The sequence below is a fragment of the Microvirga terrestris genome (assembly GCF_015694425.1).
Taxonomy (GTDB): Bacteria; Pseudomonadota; Alphaproteobacteria; order Rhizobiales; family Beijerinckiaceae; genus Microvirga; species Microvirga terrestris.
In genome coordinates this window covers 25,386-47,946 of the sequence record NZ_JADQDN010000006.1, presented here as the reverse complement: position 1 = coordinate 47,946, position 22,561 = coordinate 25,386, and the positions used below count along the sequence as shown (strand labels likewise).

General features: G+C 61.9%; 20 protein-coding genes, 1 tRNA gene and 2 pseudogenes. 10 read left to right on the top strand and 13 right to left on the bottom strand.

Annotation, left to right across the window (positions count from 1 at the left end):
• Window positions 1-3 precede the first annotated feature (3 nt).
• Window positions 4-624, bottom strand: coding sequence for a hypothetical protein (locus tag I2H36_RS13085; protein ID WP_196264348.1), 621 nt, complete (start codon window positions 622-624; stop codon window positions 4-6).
• Between the two features lie 139 nt (window positions 625-763).
• On the opposite strand from I2H36_RS13085, the gene I2H36_RS13080 reads away from it, so the two are divergent.
• Complete coding sequence (locus I2H36_RS13080) at window positions 764-1,597, top strand: lytic murein transglycosylase (RefSeq protein ID WP_196264347.1); 834 nt, start codon at window positions 764-766, stop codon at window positions 1,595-1,597.
• A gap of 98 nt (window positions 1,598-1,695) precedes the next feature.
• On the opposite strand, the gene I2H36_RS13075 is transcribed toward I2H36_RS13080, so the two are convergent.
• From I2H36_RS13075 to I2H36_RS13055, 5 genes are all read right to left on the bottom strand, one after another.
• Window positions 1,696-1,869 carry a DUF1328 domain-containing protein gene (locus I2H36_RS13075; RefSeq protein WP_036347532.1) on the bottom strand — a complete coding sequence of 58 codons (174 nt, stop codon included), beginning with the start codon at window positions 1,867-1,869 and terminating at the stop codon, window positions 1,696-1,698.
• Window positions 1,870-1,965: 96 nt separating this feature from the next.
• Window positions 1,966-3,057: an ATP-dependent DNA helicase gene (locus tag I2H36_RS13070; protein ID WP_196264346.1), complete on the bottom strand. Its 1,092-nt coding sequence runs from the start codon at window positions 3,055-3,057 to the stop codon at window positions 1,966-1,968.
• Window positions 3,054-4,019 carry a DMT family transporter gene (locus tag I2H36_RS13065; RefSeq protein WP_246718799.1) on the bottom strand — a complete coding sequence of 322 codons (966 nt, stop codon included), beginning with the start codon at window positions 4,017-4,019 and terminating at the stop codon, window positions 3,054-3,056. The genes I2H36_RS13070 and I2H36_RS13065 overlap by 4 nt, the downstream gene beginning before the upstream one ends.
• Window positions 4,020-4,353: 334 nt before the next feature.
• Complete coding sequence (locus tag I2H36_RS13060) at window positions 4,354-5,220, bottom strand: AAA family ATPase (protein WP_196264345.1); 867 nt, start codon at window positions 5,218-5,220, stop codon at window positions 4,354-4,356.
• A 136-nt stretch (window positions 5,221-5,356) separates the two neighbouring features.
• Window positions 5,357-5,767, bottom strand: coding sequence for a PRC-barrel domain-containing protein (locus I2H36_RS13055; protein ID WP_196264604.1), 411 nt, complete (start codon window positions 5,765-5,767; stop codon window positions 5,357-5,359).
• Window positions 5,768-5,952: 185 nt separating this feature from the next.
• Between I2H36_RS13055 and I2H36_RS13050 the strand changes: the two genes are divergently transcribed.
• Window positions 5,953-7,113, top strand: coding sequence for an SDR family oxidoreductase (locus I2H36_RS13050; protein WP_196264344.1), 1,161 nt, complete (start codon window positions 5,953-5,955; stop codon window positions 7,111-7,113).
• 106 nt (window positions 7,114-7,219) lie between these two features.
• Window positions 7,220-8,140, top strand: coding sequence for a penicillin-insensitive murein endopeptidase (mepA, locus tag I2H36_RS13045; protein WP_196264343.1), 921 nt, complete (start codon window positions 7,220-7,222; stop codon window positions 8,138-8,140).
• Window positions 8,141-8,211: 71 nt separating this feature from the next.
• Here the strand turns inward: mepA and msrA are convergent, their stop codons facing one another.
• Together msrA and I2H36_RS13035 are read right to left on the bottom strand one after the other, a co-directional pair.
• Window positions 8,212-8,871 (bottom strand): peptide-methionine (S)-S-oxide reductase MsrA, encoded by a 660-nt coding sequence (gene msrA, locus I2H36_RS13040; RefSeq protein WP_196264342.1) that lies wholly within the window; start codon window positions 8,869-8,871, stop codon window positions 8,212-8,214.
• 86 nt (window positions 8,872-8,957) lie between these two features.
• A complete protein-coding gene (locus tag I2H36_RS13035) occupies window positions 8,958-9,110 on the bottom strand; it encodes a hypothetical protein (protein ID WP_196264341.1) in 153 nt (50 codons plus the stop codon).
• A gap of 371 nt (window positions 9,111-9,481) precedes the next feature.
• On the opposite strand from I2H36_RS13035, the gene I2H36_RS13030 reads away from it, so the two are divergent.
• Window positions 9,482-9,571 (top strand) — tRNA-Ser (locus I2H36_RS13030).
• A 596-nt stretch (window positions 9,572-10,167) separates the two neighbouring features.
• Window positions 10,168-11,289, top strand: coding sequence for an AraC family transcriptional regulator (locus tag I2H36_RS13025; RefSeq protein ID WP_246718798.1), 1,122 nt, complete (start codon window positions 10,168-10,170; stop codon window positions 11,287-11,289).
• A 458-nt stretch (window positions 11,290-11,747) separates the two neighbouring features.
• Here the strand turns inward: I2H36_RS13025 and I2H36_RS13020 are convergent, their stop codons facing one another.
• Window positions 11,748-12,731: a formylglycine-generating enzyme family protein gene (locus tag I2H36_RS13020; RefSeq protein WP_425523307.1), complete on the bottom strand. Its 984-nt coding sequence runs from the start codon at window positions 12,729-12,731 to the stop codon at window positions 11,748-11,750.
• Window positions 12,732-13,013: 282 nt separating this feature from the next.
• Between I2H36_RS13020 and I2H36_RS13015 the strand changes: the two genes are divergently transcribed.
• From I2H36_RS13015 to I2H36_RS13005, 3 genes and pseudogenes are all read left to right on the top strand, one after another.
• Window positions 13,014-15,545: an arylsulfatase gene (locus tag I2H36_RS13015; RefSeq protein ID WP_196264340.1), complete on the top strand. Its 2,532-nt coding sequence runs from the start codon at window positions 13,014-13,016 to the stop codon at window positions 15,543-15,545.
• A gap of 546 nt (window positions 15,546-16,091) precedes the next feature.
• Window positions 16,092-16,559 (top strand): RrF2 family transcriptional regulator, encoded by a 468-nt coding sequence (locus I2H36_RS13010; RefSeq protein WP_196264339.1) that lies wholly within the window; start codon window positions 16,092-16,094, stop codon window positions 16,557-16,559.
• 52 nt (window positions 16,560-16,611) lie between these two features.
• A pseudogene (locus tag I2H36_RS13005) lies at window positions 16,612-17,228 on the top strand (class I SAM-dependent methyltransferase).
• 736 nt (window positions 17,229-17,964) lie between these two features.
• Here I2H36_RS13005 and I2H36_RS13000 read toward each other — a convergent pair.
• Window positions 17,965-18,444, bottom strand: a complete 480-nt coding sequence (locus tag I2H36_RS13000; RefSeq protein WP_196264338.1) for a fasciclin domain-containing protein — start codon at window positions 18,442-18,444, stop codon at window positions 17,965-17,967.
• 171 nt (window positions 18,445-18,615) lie between these two features.
• Between I2H36_RS13000 and I2H36_RS12995 the strand changes: the two genes are divergently transcribed.
• Both I2H36_RS12995 and I2H36_RS12990 read left to right on the top strand, forming a co-directional pair.
• Window positions 18,616-19,092 carry a hypothetical protein gene (locus I2H36_RS12995; protein WP_196264337.1) on the top strand — a complete coding sequence of 159 codons (477 nt, stop codon included), beginning with the start codon at window positions 18,616-18,618 and terminating at the stop codon, window positions 19,090-19,092.
• A 104-nt stretch (window positions 19,093-19,196) separates the two neighbouring features.
• Window positions 19,197-19,646: a sensor histidine kinase gene (locus I2H36_RS12990; protein ID WP_196264336.1), complete on the top strand. Its 450-nt coding sequence runs from the start codon at window positions 19,197-19,199 to the stop codon at window positions 19,644-19,646.
• Window positions 19,647-19,882: 236 nt separating this feature from the next.
• On the opposite strand, the pseudogene I2H36_RS20510 reads toward I2H36_RS12990, so the two are convergent.
• The 3 genes and pseudogenes from I2H36_RS20510 to I2H36_RS12975 form a co-directional block, all read right to left on the bottom strand.
• A pseudogene (locus I2H36_RS20510) lies at window positions 19,883-20,185 on the bottom strand (DUF5681 domain-containing protein); the annotation flags it as partial.
• A gap of 236 nt (window positions 20,186-20,421) precedes the next feature.
• Entirely contained in the window at window positions 20,422-20,745 is a 324-nt protein-coding gene (locus I2H36_RS12980) for a DNA methyltransferase (RefSeq protein WP_196264334.1), read from the bottom strand.
• Between the two features lie 225 nt (window positions 20,746-20,970).
• On the bottom strand, window positions 20,971-21,804 hold the full coding sequence (locus tag I2H36_RS12975) for a ParB N-terminal domain-containing protein (RefSeq protein WP_196264333.1): 834 nt from the start codon (window positions 21,802-21,804) through the stop codon (window positions 20,971-20,973).
• Between the last annotated feature and the right edge of the window lie 757 nt (window positions 21,805-22,561).

The window sequence follows — 22,561 nt, the reverse complement described above, 5'->3', positions numbered from 1 at the left end:
CTCTCAGCCCTGGCAGGCTGCCCTGCCCTGTACCTGCAAGCGTGCCAGGAGACGCCGCGCGAGTGCATCATGGGCCGCCTGGGTTTTGACCCCGCTCAGGGAGAGTTCGAGTACCCATTCGCCCGAGAGCGGCACGATCAGCGTCTCGACCGTCATGCTCGGAGAGGCGCTCGGCAGGTTGGCATCGATCCATGTTGCGGACCAGCGGGCGGCCCTCCCGTGGGGGGATAGGGAAACCGATTGCGCGGGACGGCCGAGAAGATCCTCATAATCCTTTTGCAGGAAGGCCGCATCGCGGCTCGCGAGATCGGGCTGAGGCATGTCGCGGAGCTCTCCGGCGGAGCGAAGGCCGATGCCGATCTCAACGTCAGAAACGGTGGACTTCAGCCCCTGGGCGGTGCGGCGCCATTCTTCCGGGAGCGAGAAGGAGAAGCAGAGGCCTGACGAGACAGCACCCATGACCGATGTCTGCCGTATCATGGGATCGAAGCGCACCTGAACAGGCTCACTCCTCCCGGGCTGGTCGAGCGGCCCGTTGGCAGCCTGTGTGCCGGAAGCGGCAGAGAGCAGGACCAGCGTCGCAGCTTGAAGTGTCCTTGCTCGCCAGGATTTGACGCTGCGCACTCGGTCCTCCTGCTGGAACGGCCCCATTTCCATAGCAACGCACTCGCACTGCTCCGGTTGCGTCAATGGCCTGTGATCTTGAGTTGCAGCGGATGAGCCCTACCTCGCTCAGGAACGAAAATGAACCTGGAGAGACTTCATGCAGGCCTTCATACGCGCCTCGCTCATCGCAGCCACTCTGCTCGTGGCGGGCCAAGCTAGTGCTGCCACATGCCGGGATCCGGCCGGCTTTGAGAAATGGCTCGACGACATCGCGCAGGAAGCCGTGGCGCAGGGCATCTCGGCCCAAGCCGTCAAGCAAGGCCTGTCCGGTGTCACCTTCGATCAGAGCATCATAAAGAAGGATCGCGGCCAGGGCGTGTTCAAGCAGAGCTTCGAGCAGTTTGCTGGCCGCATGGTGTCTCAATCGCGCCTTAAAGGTGGCGCCAACATGCTGCAACGGCATGCTGGTACCCTCCAGCGCATCGAGCAGCGCTACGGCGTGCCGGCTCCAGTGCTGGTGGCGATTTGGGGCCTGGAGACCGATTTCGGTGCCGTGAAGGCCAACTTGCCAGTCATCCGCTCAGTCGCAACGCTTGCCTATGACTGCCGTCGCTCCGACTTCTTCAAGGCTCATTTGTTCGATGCGCTGCGGATCGTCGACAGAGGCGATTTGTCTCCGGCCGAGATGCGCGGAGCCTGGGCGGGCGAGATGGGACAGACCCAGTTCATGCCGTCGAACTACGTGAAATACGCGGTCGATTTCGACGGCGACGGACGCGCCGATCTCCTGCGCAGCCCAGCGGACGTGCTCGCCTCCACGGCCAACTATCTCAAAGGCCATGGTTGGGTGAAAGGCGCGGATTGGGAACCGGGCACGCCCAACTTCGAAGCCATCCGAGCCTGGAACAAGTCGCAGGTGTATTCGAAGACAATTGCATATTATGCAAAGAAGCTCGCGGGCGAAGATACCTCGGCCTTCGCCAGTCAGTGATATCTTTGGAAAAGGCGGGCCTGGAGCCCGCCTGTTCCATTTCATTGATCAGTCGCGGGCGCGGATCCGGCTCGTTGAACGGGCCGAGCGGCACCTTCCTAGAAGATCAGTTCGCCTGCTCCCCAGGCGAGTAGGATGAAGATCACGAAGATCAGCAGGAAGATCCCGAACAGGACCTTGGCGATGCTGCGCGCTCCGGAGGCAATTCCCGTGAAGCCGAGGGCACCGGCCACGAGGGAGATGACGAGGAAGATCAGAGCCCATTTGAGCATGTCCGCAAACCCTTGCTGCTTACTGTCCAGCTTCTACCATAAGCGTTCAAGCCCGATCGGGTTCCCGTATGCCGATGCGAAGCCTGAAGCAGCCTTCTAGATCACCACGGTGATCTTCTCGGCGGCCCGGGTCAACGCCGTGTAGAGCCAGCGGCTGCGATGCTCGCGAAAGGCAAAGGATTCATCGAAGAGCACGAGATCGTCCCATTGCGATCCTTGGGCTTTGTGGACGGTCAGTGCGTAGCCATAGGTGAACTCGTCTGATTCCTTGCGCAGGACGAACGGCACCTCCTCCTCCGTACCCTCGAAGAAGGCCTTGTGCACGGCCACCTCCACGGACCGGCGACGGGCATCGTCGTCGGGCAGCACGTCCATTCGGATGAAGTCGTTGCGGATGCCGCGCAGGGCCTGGATGCTCCAGGTGCCGCCGTTGAGCAAGCCCTTGGTCTTGTCGTTGCGTAGGCAGACGAGCTTCTCGCCCGCCGCCGGCATCGGATCTCGATAACCGTTCAACTCGCGCAGCCGGGTGTTGTAAAGGCGTCGCGTCTTGTTGAGACCGACCAGCACCTGATCGGCCGCCATAACGGCAGCGGCATCGATCTCGCGACGGCGGATGATGCGGCTTTCGCCATAGGTGCCAGCCTCAAGGCGGCCGCCCTCCCGAACCTGCATGGAGAGATGGATGATCGGGTTGTCCTTGGCCTGACGATGCACCTCCGTGAGCATCACATCGGGCTCGCCTTCCGTGAAGAAGCCACCGCCCTTGACCGGCGGCAACTGCGCCGGATCGCCGAGCACCAGAACCGGCTGGCCGAAGGACAGGAGATCGCGCCCCAGTTCCTCGTCCACCATGGAGCATTCATCGATGATGATGAGGTCGGCCTTCGAGGCCGGGCTCTGGCGATTGAGCACGAATTGCGGACCGTTCTCGTCGGACTCCCGCGAGCGGTAGATCATGGAATGAATCGTGGAGGCATCCGCGCAGCCCTTTGTGCGCAGCACGAGCGCCGCCTTGCCCGTATAGGCGCCAAAGGCCACATCGCCCTCCACGTGCTCGGCGATATGCTTGGCGAGCGTGGTCTTGCCGGTGCCGGCATAGCCGAACAACCGGAACACCGGGCGGTCGCCGCGGCGCAGCCACTCGGCGACGGCTTTCAGGGCAGCATCCTGTTGCGGTGACCAGGTCATGCGGAGCGTGCCTCGCGCTGAAGGGAATAGAGAAGACCCACGATGATGCAGAAGCTGCCGAGGAAGACATAAGGATCGAGCCGCTCACCATAGAACTGCCAGCCGACGAAGGCGATCAGCGGGATGCGCATGAAGTCCAGGGGCACGACCATCGTGGCATCTCCCTGACGGTAGGCGTTGGTCAGGCAGTAATGGGCGAGCAGGCCGCCGAGGGAGATGCCGATCAGAGGCAGCACGTGGACGGTCTCGATCTGAAGCCAGAAGGCCCGCCTCACGCCCGCAAGGTTCATGGGCAGCTGCAGCAGGTTCATGAAGAACAGGATCGAGAAGGTGCTCTCGGTCATCGTGAGGCGCTTGGTCATGATCGCCACGAGAGCAAAGCTGAAGGCTACTCCGAGCATCAGGAAACTGGCCGGCTGCAAGGTTTCCAGCCCCGGCCGCAGGATTACGAGAATGCCCACGAAGCCAAGAACAACAGCTACCAATCGGCCTCGTGTCATTGTCTCTTTCAGCAGCGGAATCGCCAGCAGCGCCACCCAGGCCGGCGTCGTGAATTCGAGTGCGAAGACGGTTGCGAGCGGCAGAAGCGTGAGGCCGAAAGCCCACCCATCCGTACCGGCGAAATGCAGGACGTTGCGTGCGAGATGGAGACCGAAGCGCCGCGGCTTCAAGCCTGGTCTCATCTCAGGCCTGACGAGTGCAAGGGCCAGCAGGATCAGGACGCCGGCACCGTTGCGGACGGCCAGCATCTCGAAGATGGAAAAGGCAGATGCGAGCGCACGCACGGCAATGGCGGTTGCCGAGAAGGCGAGGAGCGCGCCGCTCATCCAGAGGACGACGGCAAGGATGCTGCGTTGGGGCACGATGAACCGGACGATGTGAATGCTCCTTCCGCTTACCTCGCTGCTCCCGTCGCGTGAAGCCTCCATCGACACGAGGCCTCCAGCGACCAAGGCGCGCATCAGTGACAGTCTTCAAATCGGCAGACCTCGACTCGGATGACGAGTCATTGAACATGATTCTTGACTCGAATGATCACACGCATGCCGCACGTCATGCCCGAGAGTCGATTTTTTTCGCGCTGCGCCGGAGGGCGGCATCGGACGTGTGAAAGGCCCTGATCTTCCCTCTCCAAGTGAGGAGGATTGCACTGCGATGTTGAACATTCATTAAGATGTTCGAATACTCGCGCAGTGGAGAAGATCAACTTCTGACATCATTTAAGCATATGAATGCAAAAGACTTTTTCAACAATACTCGGCAACCTCCTAAGGCGCTCGATCATGTCGAAGCCTTTTAAAAACAGAGTCTAACTCTCTCATCCTGCACCCGATATTGAGTCCTGCATCGGCAAGTGAAGAGAACAGTGCCGAGCAACATATCCACAGAAAAAGTGAGCGTTCTACTGTCTACACTTTCCGTTATTCGGAACCCCCTTGGTATAACGACGTTGCCTTGCAAGCGTGACGGTTGCACGCGAAGGCCCTTGAAGGAGGCGGCAATGCCGACAGATACCAAGAACCCGCTGACGATGCTGTTCACGGGTGACACCGGTGCGACCAGCACCAAGAAGAAGACCGCGAAGAAGAGCAGCTCTCGCAGCGGCTCGTCCAGCACCAAGAAGTCGGGCTCGAAGAGCTCGGGCGCAAAGAAGACGACGGCCAAGAAGACGGCTGCGAAGTCGACCTCCAAGTCGGCTGCGAAGTCCTCGGCCAAGTCCGGCGCCAAGAAGTCCACCGCGAAGAAGACGGCTGCCAAGAAGACGACAGCCCGGAAGACCGCTGCCAAGAAAACCTCGGCAAAGTCTTCTGCCAAGTCCGCGGCGAAGAAGACCACAGCCCGGAAGACGGCTGCCAAGAAGACGACTGCTGCTAAGAAGACGACAGTTAAGAAGGCTTCGGCCAAGTCGGGCTCATCGGCTTCCCGCAAGTCCTCGTCGGCTCGCTCCGGCGCATCGCGCTCTTCGGCCAAGAAGACGGCCTCGCGCAGCTCCAGCCGCGGCGCGGTGAAGTCCTCGTCCCGCAGCTCGGCGTCCAAGTCCCGCAGCAGCTCCAAGTCGGCGCCCAAGCGCGCTGCCGCTGCTTCGAGCCGTACCTCTTCCACGAAGAAGTCGGCCAAGGTCGCCAAGCGTTCGTCCAGCTCCCGTTCGTCGAGCTCCCGCAAGAGCCCGTCGAAGTCGCGGCGCTAAGACGCCCATGCCGCACGCGCCGGGATAGGCCTTTCTATCGTCCGGCGCATGCGCATAAAAAATCGCCCGGTGAAAACCGGGCGATTTCTTTTTCCCAGGTGTCAAGGCCGGTTACCGGCCCGAGCTCATCGGGTCGCTCGCACCCCAATAGGGGGTGGCATTGTAGTAGCGGTGGACGTGCTCCTCCCATTCCCGGTCGTAAGAGGCATCGTGCCCCTCCGCACTGCGTCGGGGAGCCCCGCGCAGCTGATCCTCGTTGAGGTTCAGCTCATAAGCATCGAGTTCGGTATTGTACTTCAGGACGCCCCATGGAAGCGTATAGTATTCCTCGCCGAGACCCATGAAGCCGCCGAAGCTCATGACCGCATAGGCCACCTTGCCGGACCGCTTCTCGATCATCACGCGCTCGATCGTCCCGATCTTCTCACCGTCCGAGCGGCGGACGGGCGTTCCCTCGACCTTGTCGCTGGCGATCAGGCTATGGGTTTCGCGAACGTCACCGCTCTGTGCCGTCGTCTGCATCATCTCGCTCCTTCGTCTGTGAGATCCTAAGGCAACGCTCGGGTTGAAAACCCGGTTCCGATGCCTGGTTCCGCTTCTCCAAGCTTTCCAAGGCTTTGCCCCGCTCGAAGCGTTGCCGTAGGAACCCCCTCATCGCCCTCACGTTGATCATCGTTTCCAAAGTCGAGGATAGGAGGGAGATTGCCATGGCGGTTCGCCAGAAGCCGATAGAGGAGCAGGTGGTCGTTATCACCGGCGCATCCAGCGGTATCGGACTTGCAACAGCGCACCAGTTCGCCGAGCGTGGCGCGAGAGGCCTCGTCCTCGTGGCTCGCAACGAGGAAGCCCTGAGCAAGATTGCTGATGAGCTCAGCCATGGCCGCACCCGTGCCGTCGCGGTGGCGGCGGATGTCAGCAAGCGGGAGGATCTGGAGCGCGTGGCGCGCATGGCCATCGACACCTTCGGCGGCTTCGACACCTGGGTGAACGATGCAGCCGTCGCTCTGTATGGCAACCTGAACGAGATCCCCATGGAGGATCAGCGGCAGCTCTTCGACGTGAATTATTGGGGCGTCGTCAACGGCTCCATGATCGCGGCCGACCACATGCGCCGCCGCGGCGGCACCATCATCAATGTCGGCAGCGTCCTGTCCGAGCGGGCCATGATCCTGCAGACCCAGTATTCCGCATCCAAACATGCCGTGAAGGCCTTCACCGATGGCTTGCGTATGGAGCTGGAGAACCAAGCCGCTCCGGTTGCGATCACGCTGATCAAGCCCTCCTCCATCGACACGCCTTATGTCGAACATGCCCGCAACTATCTTGACCACAACAATGCCGTTCCTCCGCCGTCCTACGATCCGCATCTTGTGGGCAAGGCGATCATGTTCGCGGCCGAACATCAGCGGCGCGAGATCACGGTCGGGTTCGGCGGCTGGGTCATCGGCGCCATGGGCAAGGTGGCCCCGCGCCTGATGGACAAAGCCATGGAGTGGACGGGCTACGGTTCGCAAACGACGGATCAGCCGGAACGCTCCGGCATGCGCGACAACCTCTATCAGGCCCGTGAGGACGGCGACATGTACTCGTCCCTGCCCGGCGAGCCGCGCAAGACCAGCCTCCTGCTCGAGGCACAGCTTCATCCCTTTGTCACGGCGGCCGTCCTCGCCGGCGTTGCTGCCGGCATCGCGGCGCTGTTCATCCCATCGATGGGTAGCGGACAGCGCCGACCTCAGGTGAAGCGCCCGACCCCGCGCTACCAGCCCACCATGCGGCGCACCGGAAACGGACACGACAAACGCACTCTCGGCCCAGGCCATATGAGCCAGCGCGGCCCCTACGAGGGCCGCCCGCAGCCGAGGCACTGACCCTCACGAAGGGCCGGACCTTACATCCGGCCCTTCTTTTGAAGAGCGACAAGATGGCCGCTGTCGGCACGTTTCGAAGTCGCAGGTTGCAGGTTAGCCTTCCTGAATGAATCCGATTCGCTTCTCCGCCATCGCGCTTGCTCTCGTCATCGGCGGCTCTGCCGCCGCACAAGACAAGGGTACCCTGACTCCGAAACCCCTGCCGCCGCTGGCCAATCCGGATGATCCGAAGCTGGCCGCGAAGGAACTCTTCGGCCGGCGCACAACGCCTGCCGACCTGCGGGCGCGCTCCATCGGCGGCTATGCCCGCGGCTGTGTCGCGGGCGCCGAGGCTATTCCGGTCGACGGGGAGAACTGGCAGGTCATGCGCCTGTCCCGCAACCGCAACTGGGGCCACCCGCAGCTAATCGATTTCCTGCAGAGGTTCGCCACGCGGCTTCCTTCCGTCAATGGATGGCCGGGACTTCTCGTCGGCGACATCTCGCAGCCGCGCGGCGGGCCCATGATCACGGGCCATGCCTCGCACCAGATCGGGCTCGATGCAGACATCTGGCTCACCCCCATGCCCAACCGCCGCCTGAGCCGGGCCGAGCGGGAGGAGCTGTCGGCCACCAACATGGTACGTGACGACTGGCTCGACGTGGATCCGAACCTCTGGACGCCCCAGCACACCGCACTAATCCGCGCTGCCGCTCAGGAACGTGGCGTCGCCCGGATCTTTGTGAACCCCGCCATCAAGAAGGCGCTGTGCCGCGAGGCGGGCGCGGACCGCGGCTGGCTGAGCAAGGTGCGGCCGATGTGGGGCCACAACTATCACTTCCATATCCGCCTCGCCTGTCCGGCCGGCAATGCCGGGTGCTCGGATCAGGACCCGCCGCCCGGCGGCGACGGCTGCGGAGCGGAGCTCGCGGGCTGGTTTACGCCTCAGATGCTGAATCCGAAGCCGGGCAAGCCCCGCCCGCCTCTGACCATGGCGCAGCTGCCCAACGAGTGCCGTGGCGTTCTTGAGGCACCGGACGGGCCCTGAACAAGAAAGAGAGCGGCTCGCCCTTGCAGGAGGCAAACCGCTCTCTTGGGTCTTGAGGTCGATGGAGCGGCCTATTCGGCCGCGACACCCACGCCAATGAGGCAGGACACCCCGGTTCCGCCCAGGCCGCAATAGCCGTTCGGGTTCTTGGCCAAGTATTGCTGGTGGTAGTCCTCGGCGAAGTAGAACGGACCTGCCTCCACGATCTCGGTCGTGACCGGCCCATAGCCCTTGGCTGCGAGCGCCTGGGCATAAGCAGCCTTGGAGGCCTCGGCGGCCCTGCGCTGATCCTCGTTGAGCACGTAGATCCCGGAGCGGTACTGGGTGCCCACATCATTGCCCTGGCGCATGCCCTGGGTCGGGTCGTGGTTTTCCCAGAAGGTCTTTAAGAGGGCGTCGTAGGAGATCACCTTCGGGTCATAGACCACCAGCACCACCTCATTATGGCCGGTGAGACCTGAGCAGACCTCCTCGTAGGTTGGGTTAGGCGTGATGCCGGCGGCATATCCCGCAGCCGTGATCCAGATACCGTCGCCCATCTGCCAGAACTTGCGCTCCGCACCCCAGAAGCAGCCGAGACCGAACACAGCCTTCTCCATGCCATCGGGATAAGACGGCAGCAGCGGGTGGCCATTGATGAAGTGCCGCTCAGCGGTCGGGATGGGGCTTGACCGGCCCGGCAGGGCCTCTGCGGCTTGCGGCAGGTCGGTTCGTTTGCGGAAGCTGAACATGGGGGATCCCTCGCGTGACCCCGCTTATGTAATCATCAACCTGTTCTGATGGGAGGGGCCGCTTGCCTCACCTTGCTGTGAGGTTTTTAGCGCTCTGCCAAGTACCCGATGGGCTCGAGGGGCTTCTGGCCCAGCCAGAGCAGAAAGGCGCCGATGATGAAGCCGGTCACCGAGGCGGGCAATTGAAGACCATAGGTGGCAATCGGCTCCCACAGCCATGGATAGGCACGTTGCGTCATGCCTCCCTCCAGGCCAGCTATGCTCCCGGGGAAGATGACCCCGATGACCTTTCCGAGAGGGGCGAACGATACAGCATTATTGACGATGGAGCGTGTCCCATCGATTACCAACCCAACAAATCCTGCTGCAATCAGCAGGAGACCAAGGCTACGCGCTAAAAACTTCAAGGGAGGATACCTCTCCAAACAGAGGGGAAGTATCTAATCTCTTTTATCGCAATGGCAAAGGCGATTCCGGATGATTTGTGGCAAGTTCGGCCTTGCCTTTTGCCCCAATTTGGCGATACACGGGCGCTCCGTTGATGGAAGCGGAGAACCTGAAATGACTGCCGGATGGCGGTCAAGGTTCCTGAGCCGAGCAGGCTCATGCAGGAGGGGTGGCCGAGTGGTTGAAGGCGCACGCCTGGAAAGTGTGTATACGGGAAACCGTATCGCGGGTTCGAATCCCGCTCCCTCCGCCATTATCTAAGTATATGAAATTTCAGACTTTTTCTCTTAAGGCCTTCTGTCCTTAAGTGCCGGATTCCTTGTGCCAATTTCGTGGCAGCCATTCTCTGAGTTACATTCTCTAGACGCTAACTAGGGCCCTTGGGGCGCCAACTTTGCCTCTGTTCTCCGCCCTAAGTTCACCCAGTCCGGTTGTCGCGTATCAGGCAGGTGCGGGTGCAATCGATTGGACCAATGACTGCGCTCCATTCGATAGCGGACCTTCCGTGAAGGTACGAGAAGTGCCAGCTCCAGACCTTCCTGATCCAGCCCAGCCGCCGAACTCGCCTCTAACCTAACGCGCAAGTTCTCCATAATTGGTCGGATATGCAGCCCAAGGAAGACATCCTTGGCGGCATGAGCGGCATCGCGCGACCATCAGGATCGACAGGCGGGAGCCGCATCGACTCATCGAGCCGCCTGGACGCGCAGGTGTGGCCCCGCCAGGAACCACAACGGGGCGACCGCGGCCCCATATTCACCAATTTCGTTGATCAGGATCAAGGCAGGCTTCCGGTGATTGGGGGAGTCTCGGAAGCGTGCGACGATCCTCTCCGGCAGGAGGCTGCCCATGCGTCCCCCGCGTCCGCCCGCGTCAGACCCGATCGAGGTTCCGCCGGACCCGCTTCGCCGGACCGAAACCGCGTCGCCGAACCGGATGCCACCGCCGGCACTGTCGACCGGGGTCATCCGGATCAGCGTCACCAAGGAGATCGTGCCGCTCCTGCGCGCGTTTGGTGCGGACCCGGACGAGGTGATCGGTCAGGCTGGTCTGGATCCGAGGCTCTTCGACGACGAGAACAACACCATCCGGTATGCGGCCCTTGGCCACCTGCTCGCGCGTTGCGTCGCACGCACGCGCTGCCCGCATTTCGGTCTGCTGGTCGGGCAGCGGGGAACCCTGTCGACGATCGGCCCGGTCGGCGGCCTCATGCAACACCTGCCGACCGTCGGCGAGGCACTATCGGCCCTCGTCGAGCACCTGCATCTCCATGACCGGGGCGCCGCCCCGACGCTGTCGGTGTCCGGGGACGTGGCGCTGCTCGGCTACGCGATCTACGAGCCGGGCGTGGAGAGTCCGGAGCAGATCACGGACGGGGCGATTGCCGTCGCGATGAACATCATGCGGATGCTCTGCGGCCCTGATTGGGTGTCGGACGAGGTGCTGCTGCCGCGGCACGCGCCGGCCGACCTAGCCCCTTACCGGCGCTTCTTCCAGGCCCCCGTCCGCTTTGACCAAGAGGTCGCCGCCCTAGTCTTCCCCGTCCGCTGGCTCGGGCACCGCATCGCCGGCGCGGACCCGATCTTCCGCGAGGTGTTCGAGGCCCGCGTCCGGGACCTTGAGGCCGCCGCGGAGAAGGGTTGGCAGGAGAACCTGCGCCGCCTGCTCCGGACCGAGATCCTGACCAACCGGTGCTCGGCCGCGACCGTCGCGGACCGCCTTGCCGTGCATCGTCGCACCCTGAGCCGGCACCTGCACGCTGACGGGACGGGCTTCCGTGGCCTGGTCGACGAGGCCCGGTTCGAGATCGCACGCCAGTTGCTGGCCAACGGCAAGGTGCCGCTCAATCAGGTCGCCGCGGCGCTTGGCTATTCCGAGGCCAGTGCCTTCACGCGCGCCTTCCGGCGCTGGTCGGGCCGGACCCCGACGGCTTGGCGTGCGGAACAACGCCAATCCGCCCTCGAACCATAGCGGGACTGCCGATTGTCCTGAAATGTCCGGCCGCTGTCTGCCGCGGTCAAACAGTCCCCGGCTGATTGGGCATGATGCCTTTCCGGAGGCCTCATTCCCCGCATTCCCTTGCCGAGGCCTTCACAAACTCAGCCCCGTCGAGGTCAACCTGACGGGGCTTTTTGGCGGTAGAACCATTTCCATGAGGCCCGACGCTGTTCGGTGTTCACCCTGAAGCCGGGCGCCGCGATGCCGGGTGTCTCGTCGGTGCCACGGTGCGGATCCACGGATCCGCATGTTCCTGCCGGATGCATCAGCATTCCGGACAGATGCCCTTCGTGACCTCCGATCGATTTTCCGGGGCCGTTCGCCCCTGCCGGATCGCGGTCGCATCGTCGCTCGAGAAATCCTCGGCCGGACTCTCGGTATGGTCGTCACTCCCGAGGCACGGAGCATCCGTCGTGCGGCTGAGACCATCATCAGGTGGATGCATCCCTGAAGATGCAGCGGAATCCGACATGGCTGGTCGACGTGTCGACCGGCTCCGGATGGCGGGCCGCCGGGCGGTAGCGGCGACAGTAGCTTGGGGCGCACAAGTGCGAGCCACCCTTGAGCACCCTGCGGGGAATGTGGATCTCCGGCTGGCAGGGATCGTAGCTCTGCTCTTCGCGTGCCCCGCGCGGGTTCAACGGAACGCAGCAGGGCTTGGCCGCATCGGCCGAATGCCTCGCCGCATAGAAGTCGCTCGTCCACTCCCAGACGTTGCCGATCATGTCGTAGAGGCCATGGCCGTTCGGCGGGTAGGTTTTCACCGGCGAGGTGTGCTCGTAGCCATCCTCGCGCGTGTTCCGGAACGGAAATGCCCCTTGCCAGATATTGGCCATGGGCCGCCCGCCCGGCATCAGTTCGTCGCCCCACGCGAACTCGGCGCCGTCGAGCCCGCCGCGGGCGGCGTACTCCCACTCGGCCTCGGTCGGCAGCTCCTTGCCGGCCCAACGGGCATAGGCCTCGGCATCCGGATAGGCGACATGCACCACCGGATGATCGTCGAGTCCCTTGATCGACGAGCCGGGTCCGGAGGGCCGGCGCCAGGTCGCCCCGAACACGAAGGCCCACCATTGGCTCCAGTCCTGGAGGCTCACCGGATGGTCCGGCGGGCTGAAGACGAGCGAGCCGGCCCTGAGCATGTGCGGCAGCGCGCCGGGATAGTCCTTCGGATTGGGCTTGGTCTCCGCCACCGTGACATGACCGGTGGCCTGAACGAAGGCGCGGAACTGGCGGTTCGTGACCGGCGTGGCATCGATCCAGAAGCCGTCGACGGTGACGCGATGGACCGGTGCCTCCTCGGGATAGTGCCGGTCCGAGCCCATGCGGAACGTGCCGCCCGGCACCCAGGCCATGTCTGGGTGCGGCGGGGTTCTTCCGGGAATCTCTGTGCCTGGCGTGAGATCGACGGCGGTCATGGCAGTCGGTGCCTCCTCGGGGTGCGAACGAAGCCGGCAGTGTTCCGCGGGCCGCTTCGGCCTGCTTGACCGAACCGGACAAGCCCTTGGCCGATCAGGACAGGATCCGCCGTGTGGAGGCCCCGCCCGACTTTCGGCCCATCATCCTGTCCGATTCCGTCAAGCCGATGTCCTGTCCGATCAAGCAGGCCCTTTCGGGCTGATGTGGAATCAAGGCTGAGCCGCACGCAGCCGCCGGGATGGCCCAGCCTGCCGCGCGCCCGTTACCGGAGGATCGCGGACATGAAGGCGACGTCACTCACCCTTGCCCTCGTCACTGCCAGCCTCCTGACGCTCTCGGTGGCCCAGGCCCAGCAGGCGCGCGGCGCGCCGGATGCGACCACCGCCATCGACGGCCGCCAGCTCCCCGCCCCGGACCCGCAGTTCGGCGGCGTGATCAACGACGATGCCTTGCAGTCGAAACCCTGGTGGGCGCCGCGCATCGTGCCGCCGCAGGGCGCGCCCAATGTCCTACTGATCATCACCGACGATGCCGGCTTCGGGGTGCCCAGCACCTTCGGCGGTGTTATCCCGACGCCGGCCCTGGATCGCGTCGCCAGCCAGGGCCTGCGCTACAACCGCATGTTCTCCACGGCATTGTGCTCGCCCACGCGCGCGGCGCTGATCACCGGGCGCAACCACCACTCGGCGGGCTTCGGCGTCATCTCAGAACAGTCCACAGGCTTCCCGGGCTACAACAGCATCATCGCCAAGGACAAGACGACCATTGGCCGGATCCTGAAGGACAATGGCTACGCCACGTCCTGGTTCGGCAAGGACCATAACACGCCTGCCTTCGCGGCCAGCCAGGCTGGGCCGTTCGACCAGTGGCCCGTAGGCATGGGCTTCGAGTACTTCTATGGCTTCGTCGGCGGCGACGCCAACCAGTGGCAACCCAACCTCTTCCGCAACACGACGCAGATCTATCCGTTCGAGGGCAAGCCGACTGGGAGCTGGAACCTGGTCACCGCCATGGCCGACGATGCCATCGACTACGTGAACCGGATGCACCAGATCCAGCCGAACAAGCCGATCTTCGTCAAGTACGCGCCCGGCGCCACGCACGCGCCGCATCATCCGACGGCGGAGTGGGTCAAGACGATCAGCGACATGCACCTGTTCGACGACGGCTGGAACAAGCTGCGCGAGCGCATCTTCGAGAACCAGAAACGGCTCGGCGTGATCCCCCAGGATGGCAAGTTGCCGCCGTGGCCCAAGGACGTGCTGAAGGAGTGGGACGCGCTCTCGGCCGAGGAGAAGAAGCTGTTCATTCGGCAGGCCGAGGTCTACGCCGCCTATGCGGCCTACAGCGACCACGAGATCGGACGCGTGATCCAGGCCTTCGACGACATTGGACAACGCGACAACACGCTGATTATCTATATCAACGGCGACAACGGCACCAGCGCCGAGGGCGGGCCGAAGGGGACACCCAACGAGGTGGCGTTCTTCAATGGCCTGAACGAACTGCCGGTCGATGTCCAGATGAAGTTCTACGATGTCTGGGGCACCGAGCAGACCTACAACCACATGTCCGCGGGCTGGTCGTGGGCCTTCGACACGCCGTTCTCCTGGTTCAAGCAGAACGCCTCCCAGCTCGGCGGCATCAACCAGAACATGGCCGTCTCCTGGCCGGCGCGCATCAAGGACAAAGGCGGATTGCGCGAGCAGTTCGTGCACGTGATCGACGTCGTGCCGACGATCCTCGAGGCCGCCGGCATCGGCGCACCGGAGGTCGTCGACGGGATCAAGCAAGCGCCGATCGAGGGCACGAGCTTCGCCTACACCTTCGACGCGGCCAACGCCAAGGCGCCGTCGCGGCACACGACGCAATACTTCGAGATGTTCGGGCAGTGGGCGCTCTACCACGACGGCTGGTTCCTGAGCACCAAGGTCAACCGGGCACCCTGGGAAGCCTTTGGTCCAGCCAATCCCGATCCGCTCAACAACCAGGTGCTCCAGTTGTACGACCTGAACACGGACTTCAACCAAACCACCGACGTGGCGGACAGGAACCCGCAGAAGGTCGCGGAGCTGAAGCAGATGTTTGTCCAAGAGGCAAGGAAGCACCAGGTGTTCCCGATGGATGCCTCGGTCGCCGGGCGCATCGTCGCGCCGCGGCCGAACATCACCGCGGGACGGACAGAGTTCGTCTACACTCGGCCGATGACCGGGTTGCCGCAGGGCGACTCGCCGCTTTTGCTGAACACCTCCTACACGATCACGGCCGACATCGAGGTGCCGCCGGGAGGTGCCGAGGGGATGATCCTGACCTCGGGCGGGCGCTTTGCCGGTTACGGCTTCTATTTGCTCAAGGGCAAGCCGGTGTTCCTGTGGAACCTGGTCGACCTGAAGCGGGTAAAGTGGGAGGGGCCGGAAGTCCTCACGCCTGGCAAGCACACCGTGGAATTCGACTTCCGGTATGACGGCCTCGGCGCCGGCACCCTTGCGTTCAACAACATGAGCGGCGTCGGTCGCTCCGGCACCGGTACGCTCAAGGTGGATGGTAAGGCGGTGCAGACGATCACGCTGCCGCAGACGTTGCCGATGATCTTGCAATGGGATGAGAGCTTCGACGTCGGCTCGGACACGCTCACCGGGGTAAACGACGCCGATTACAAGCCGCCGTTCCCGCTGACCGCCAGGCTGGACAAGCTGACGATCAAGGTGGACCGGCCGACGCTGTCGGCCGACGACATCAAGAAGCTCGAGAGCGCGCAAGCCACGGCAGTGGATGGCACGCCGCTGACGCGGGTCCAGGCCGCGCCGCATTAGCCGGGCACAAGCTTCCGCGCCGCGCGCCTGCCAGGGACGCAGATGAGGCAAATGACCCCGGTCTGCGTTCTCCGCCAAGGGCGAGAAGCGGCCGGGGCAATGGGTCGTTCGACGGGTTCTGACATGAACTCACCCAAAGAGGGCCACGTTGAATGTCTCCTCTGGGTCAAACCAGGATACTCCCGGCTCTTCGGAAACGTCTGGTGTTGCCGTCGCAAGCTGACATTCGGCTGACTTCAGCTCCGTGGCAGAAAGAGTCGTTTCGAGATTGGTGAAATCTCGATTGGATCAATAGGCGGAGCACCCAACACGGCCTATTGCGGCGCTATTCGGATATTGCTCAGCGCGGCTCGCTCTCATTCTCACACGCCTGCTAACAAGGCACTAACCCGTGGCCGCCCATGGATAAGGGCACCCTCCCAGCCATGCATATGCGTGGCGGAGGGTTCGCCGAACGGTCCAGATCCGATTCTCGATGACGAAAGAGGAAGGCACAGAATCTCTGCTGGGTTGACACACGGCAACTCATGCAACATATAAAGTTACATGAAATACGACAGCCGCCTCTCCGGCATCTTGCACGTCCTCCTCCACATGGCCGACGAGGACGTGCCTGTCACATCGGAGCACCTCGCCAAGGCAATGCGGACCAACCCTGTCGTCATTCGGCGCATCATGGCTGGACTGCGCCAGCAGGGTCTCGTGCGGTCCGAGAAAGGACACGGCGGTGGCTGGAGGATCGCCCGCGATCTTTCCACCGTAACCGTTCGCGACATCTACGAAGCCATCGGCTCGCCCCACATCTTCGCCATCGGGAACCGGACAGAAGCACCGGGCTGTCTTGTGGAGCAGTCGGTGAACGCGGCGATGAACGATGCCTTCGCCGAGGCGGAGGTCCTGCTGCTTGAGCAGTTTGGGAAGGTTACGCTGGCTGCGCTCAGCGCGGACTTCCACGCCCGCATGACCCAGCGGGCCAATCAATGCGCATTCGAGGACCAGACCGATGTCGCATGATGCATTCGCTGACCCACAGGCCGTCGCACGCTACGCTGAAGGGCTACCACGAATGGTGCCTGGCTTTGCCGGCCTGCAACGAATGACGATGGTTCTCCTCGCTGAACGTGCCACGGATAACGCGCAGGTGCTCGTTCTCGGTGCGGGCGGCGGCCTCGAAATCAAGGTGTTCGCCGAGGCGCAGCCTGACTGGTCCTTCGATGGCGTTGATCCGTCCGCTGCGATGCTGGACCTTGCGCGCAAGACCCTCGGAGAACTCTCGGCCCGCACTCGATTGCACCAAGGCCTCATCGACGTCGCGCCGGAAGGTCCGTTCGATGCCGCAACCTGCATTCTGACCCTGCACTTCATTGAAGGCGAGGAGCGCCTGCGAACGCTTAAGGAGGTTCGGCGCGCCGCTTGCGACCCGGTGCGCCCTTCGTCGTCGCCCACTTCAGCTTCCCGCAGGGACCCAGTGAACGTGACGTCTGGCTTGATCGATATGCCGCCTTCGCGATTGCTTCTGGCATGAATTCCCCCATGGCAAACAATGCGCGATCCGGGATCGGATCTCGCTTGCCGATCCTTGCGCCCGACGAAGACGAGCAACTCCTGTGGGATGCTGGGTTCAGTGGGATCAGCCTTTTCTATATGGGCTTCACGTTCCGCGGCTGGGTCGCGTACGCCTGATCGTTGCTTCGGTTTCGGGTCACTCTTTCACATTCCGGCTTCCCCAACGAACGTCGGCACTTGAGTATGGAAGAGGACCAAGCGCTTACGTCTCAGGAGTGCCAACAGAAGGTATTTCCAGTTTTTACATCTCACCTTCGAGCCCTTCAAGTCGTCACGGCTGAACAGAGCTCACGGAAGAATTTTTATGTAACAGAGCTCAAACAAGCTTCGATGTGTTAGCCAAAGCACAGCGGAGATTGCTAATCCTGGTCGCCCTCAGTCGAGAGCCGCTCAATCTTGATTTCGACGAGATCAGCGAGGGCGCTGTCGGGTGCTAGAGCACGCAAGTCTTGCGCCAGTTCTCGCAGTTCATCCAATGTGGCTTCTGACATCAGAGTGTTTGCGGCTTTGATCGTCTCTTCCGTGAAGTCCCTGCTCTTTCTTTCAATCCAGACTGACGAGACAGACAAAATATGTGAGGTCCGGCCGGGATGGGTTCACTCTGTATCGTGAACGCAGCCCCTTGTTTGCCAATATCGCTGGAATGACGAACTCGGCAGCATGACAGAATAGCCCACCCCGCTTGCAAGACTCGACCTCGACCGTGGGGGTGCCTAGCCGTCATGCGATCGCCTGCCCCGCCTTTGGCAAAGTCGGGTGCTTCCTGATGAGAAGGCATCAGGCGTCGACCAAATCATCAACACCCAAACGCCCGGGATGACGGCGCCCCGCCATCCCCAAGCTTTGACAAACGTTACAACTTCGGCATGATCACGCTGTCGATCACGTGGAAGACGCCGTTCGATGCGTTGACGTCAGCCTGTGTGACAACCGCGTCGCCCACCATGAAAGTATTGCCGCTGGCATCGATCCGTACGGCGCTGCCCTCGACGGTCATCGCGTTCGTCGTCTTACCCTTGAGGTCGCCGGACATGACGTTCCCAGCCACGACGTGATAGGCCAGCACCTTCTGAAGCTGGGCCTTGTTCTCGGGCTTCAGTAGATTCTCGACCGTTCCGGCCGGAAGCTTCTTGAAGGCTTCGTCGGTGGGCGCAAAGACCGAATAGGGACTCTTGCCCTTGAGGGTTTCAACAAGTCCGGCGGCCTGAAGGGCCGCCGTCAGCGTCTTGAAGCTGCCATTACTGACGGCGGTTTCAACGATATTCGCCGCTGCGGACGGGCTTGCCGCGACGAGCATTGCAGCTATGGCGTAGGCACTATACTTCGCGTTCATCCTTCTATCCTCAGATCGCTGCGCCCTGTCGGTTCACCGGCGCCAGCCTCGATGGATGTAGCCAGAGCCCACCCTGGTTTGCATCAGGAGTTTCCTGAGTGGAGCCGAGTAATCACAGTAGAGGCCCGCGTTCTCTCTTGCTGCCATGGGAAGTCCACGCGCATTCGCCATATGTCCTATAGCGCCAGCCGCGCAGCCGAGTTTGAGGCCAGAACGGACCATCCTACCCATAATGATGCCTTATCCTTAGCGCAGCCGGGATCCCGCAAATGGCTTCGCGCGGTCGCAAGGGCGCCGCAGGCTCACCGCCTGCCAACCCTGATCGTGCCCGACGTGGAGGCGGAGGCCTTGCTGCGCTCCACCCTGGATGCCCTGTCGGCCCATATCGCGGTGCTCGACGAAGCCGGCACGATCATCGCGATCAACCAGGCTTGGCGCGCCTTTGCTCACGCCTCCGGCTATGCCGACGGCAACCACGGCGTCGGGATGAATTACGTAGCTGTCTGCGAGGCCGCGGCCGCCTTGTCGCAGAATGCGGCGCGAACCGCGGCGGCGCTGCGCGACATCATGGAAGGCACCCGATCCGAGTTCCGGATGGAGTATCCCTGCCGCAGCCCGGGGGGCCGCGCTGGTTTCAGCTTCGCGTAACGCGGCCAGAACAGGCGCAGACCCGCCGTATCGTCATCGCGCATGAAGACATCACTGAGGTCAAGCGCACACAGGAGGAATTGGCCCGGCTGAGCGGCCGCCTCATGCATCTGCAAGACGAGGAGCGGCGCGCCATTGCGCGGGAACTTGATGATACCACGGCCCAGAACCTCCTTGCCATCACGTTGAACACAACGCGCCTGCAGGAGGGGCTGCGCGATGCGGGGGAACCAGCCCGCCGCACACTGATGGAGACCCTCGAACTGGCCGAGCAGAGCCTTCAAGAAGTCCGCACGCTGTCCTATCTGCTCCATCCCCCACTCCTCGACGATACTGGGCTCACGGCGGCCTTGAGTTGGCTCGCCCGAGGTTTCTCTCAGCGAAGCGGCACTCAGGTCGACATCAGCATCGAGAACAACGGTGAGCCCTTGCCCAGGCCCATTGCCACCGCCTCTACTGGGTGGCCCAGGAGGCGCTGTCGAACGTTCATCGTTACTCGGGCAGCAAGCGCGGGCACTGGCCCTGAACGCATCGCTCAAGGGCATGCGCTATAGCTTGCACATGCCATGCCGGCACGAATACCATGTCTGGGTGGAGCAGAGTGAAAGCTTTCCAGGTAGGCGGGAACAGATGGGTTCGTGCAAGCGCTTGAAACGCTCGCATATCGGAGAAGGACGGATCGGCTATCGACATGGCTCGCCCTCCGGCGTCTTGATCGACTTCCCGCAAGGAGAGGAGTGCGGGACGGCTTCTCCTTGTTTGGAAGTCGCATACACTTCTCCGAACCATGTCAGAATATCGTGATCACTAGCCTCCAAGGGCGAACCTCAGGCGGGCTGCCTGGGTTGGTCGGTGGAAGACGCCGCCGCTCGCAATCCTCCTCGAGCTTCGAGATCGTTTGGATCGCTTTGACGTCGCCCTCCGCAGCCTTGTTGGCCAGACGCGTCATGGCAATCTGCGCGTTGCTGAGCTTCTTGGATCGTCCGCCTTCACCAACCCGCACTTTGGCCGACAGTGCTTCCCTCAGATGCGTATTAAGACTTCTGGCACCTTTAGGCCGCCTTTTCGGATTGCCGGACTTCTTAGGCGGAAATTGTGAATGCTTAGGAGGCTTTTTGTAGCCGACTTCATAGTCACCCTTACGAAGCCGGGTGGCTGAGCCTTCAGCTGCGGGCTAGGATGGCGCTGCAACCAGCTCAGTGTGCTCTGCAGAACCAAGAGGCTCGGGCGTATGACGCAATGTGGATGGTGCATGCTCCTGGGCTAACTCCGGCTTCCTGAGTGTCATAGTGATCGTGCGCATGGGCTTCTTCGCTATCATGGCAGATCTCACTTTTGCACCCGGGTACACACGCGGGCCTGGGGAGCTTGGATGCTGCGCTGCTTGATCAAGTCGTTCAGGGTCAAACCTGTCTCGCAATGAATGGCGTCCCGGCCCGTGAAGTGCTCCCAGCGGCGGATGGCGATCTGGGCGTATTTGGGTTCAATCTCCAGGGCAGCAGCACGGCGGCCAATGGTTTCGACCGCCAGGATGCTGGTTCCCGACCCTACAAAGGTGTCGATGACCCATTCATTGCGGCAAGTGACGTCTTTGAAGGCATCCGCCACGAGGGCGCTTGGCTTGACGGTAGGATGGACTGCCAGATCGTTCATGCGGCCTGCCCGGAACGTGTTCACCCCAGGGTATGTCTATAAGTTGGAACGGTTTCTACCGGACTTCCCCTTCTTGAAATTGTTTTGATGCGCTTCTTACCCGGCACCAAAGACGCCCATCAATTCATGCTGACTGCGGTACGTCCCGCCTTGAACTGCGTAGGTTTTGTTCCAGACTACAAGGTTAAGATAAGAGGCATAAGCAGCTTCAGCGGACTCGATCATCTAGTGCACGTGCTTCCATTCGATGCAGAGAAAATGAACCGCCGATTGGCGTGAGACATGGGCGACATTGCTCAATATCGATTTCATGAAAGCCACGAATTCTGTCCGGCTCATCTCGCCCGAGCCCATGGCGAACTCGACATGCTGGATTTTGCCGCGACCCACGATGCTGCTGATCTTGACATTATATGGCAGGTCGAGAAAGGTCGCAGCCGTCTGCTCTCCATTCATCAGGCGATCGGCGGCAGACCGCTCGCGTGCGTCGCCGACAAGAAGCCTGTGCTCTCCGAGCACAAAAAGATTGCCATGCTGCAAGACAATCATTTCCTGCAACAGAGCTGGGTCGATCTCGTCGGCCGGATTGTGTGAACTATCCTCAAAGCCGATCGTCAGCTGATCGATCTCGGCCATTCCCAGACCGGTATCGGTAAGCTGACAGCCGATGCTCTCGAGCAATGGAGTCAACTCTGGAATTTGCTCGGCGAGTTTCTTGCGGTCGGTGCGAGCGCCCTCGACGATGCAGTTATCTGCGATGAGGAAAACCCGCTTCTGGGCTTCCGAAAGGTCGATAACCTGCACGACCGGCACGCACTGAGCGCCGCTGCAATTGCTCGCTTGAATACGACCATGACCGGCAAGGATCGTCCACATCTCGTCAGCAATGATGGACGAAAGATGCCCTGCGATTTCGAGAGAACGTCCGATCTTCTTGATCTGCTTGGATGAATGGACCCGCGCGTTGTGCGGGTTTGCGGGCAATTGAGCAACGAGGCAGAGGCCACACCGTGCTGTGACGCCTGGACGGATGTCGATAAAGGCTGCGTCCTTGATCAACGAGGCGCTTGAGCCTCCAAGATCAACTTGTGAATTGAGAGGGTCTGCACGTCTTAACATATCTGGTCTCCATGCTGAATAGGAGGCCGGCCACTTCACAGCAGCACACCTCCAGAAACGGTCACTCTTATCCTGGTGTGGTGAACCAGAGTGAACCGAGACTGCTGTCGTAGAAGGTGCTGCTGTCTGATCGCGAACCGCCGATCATGACGGGCCGAGCACATCAAGCATAGAACTATTCCGACTTTAGATGCAAAAGCTGCAATGTGGGATTGATCAATGGTCGGATTCGGTTGCTGTGAAGTCAGTAACCGGCCTCACAGAATCACAGATAGCCCTCTCAGTTGCTCAATGGAGTGCATCACAATCCGATGCTACTCTCCTTAGTTCTAGACGGGCCTGCCTGTATCCGCTTCTTTCCGCAAGTAGATACTCTTTAATATTGGCGCTGAAGGGTGTCAGAATGGCGCGAAAGAACACGCCAACACCAACATTGAATCCGCTCGGGACACCCCATGGGACAATCGTTGGAAATAGAGACCTCGCCCAGCTTGATTATAGCCCCTGACCAACTTCGATCCGCTCGCGAACAGGATCATGGCTGGCAGGGCCTCTACTTGGCGTTCAGCTCGTAACCTCGGCTTTATGACGCCTGGCAGCCGGACCTAAGACCCTAGAGACGAGAGAAAGCGCTGGCGGTTCTGAAGCAAAGGTACAGCGGCGGCGACACATACCCCATTTGACCCCTCTCCGTTCC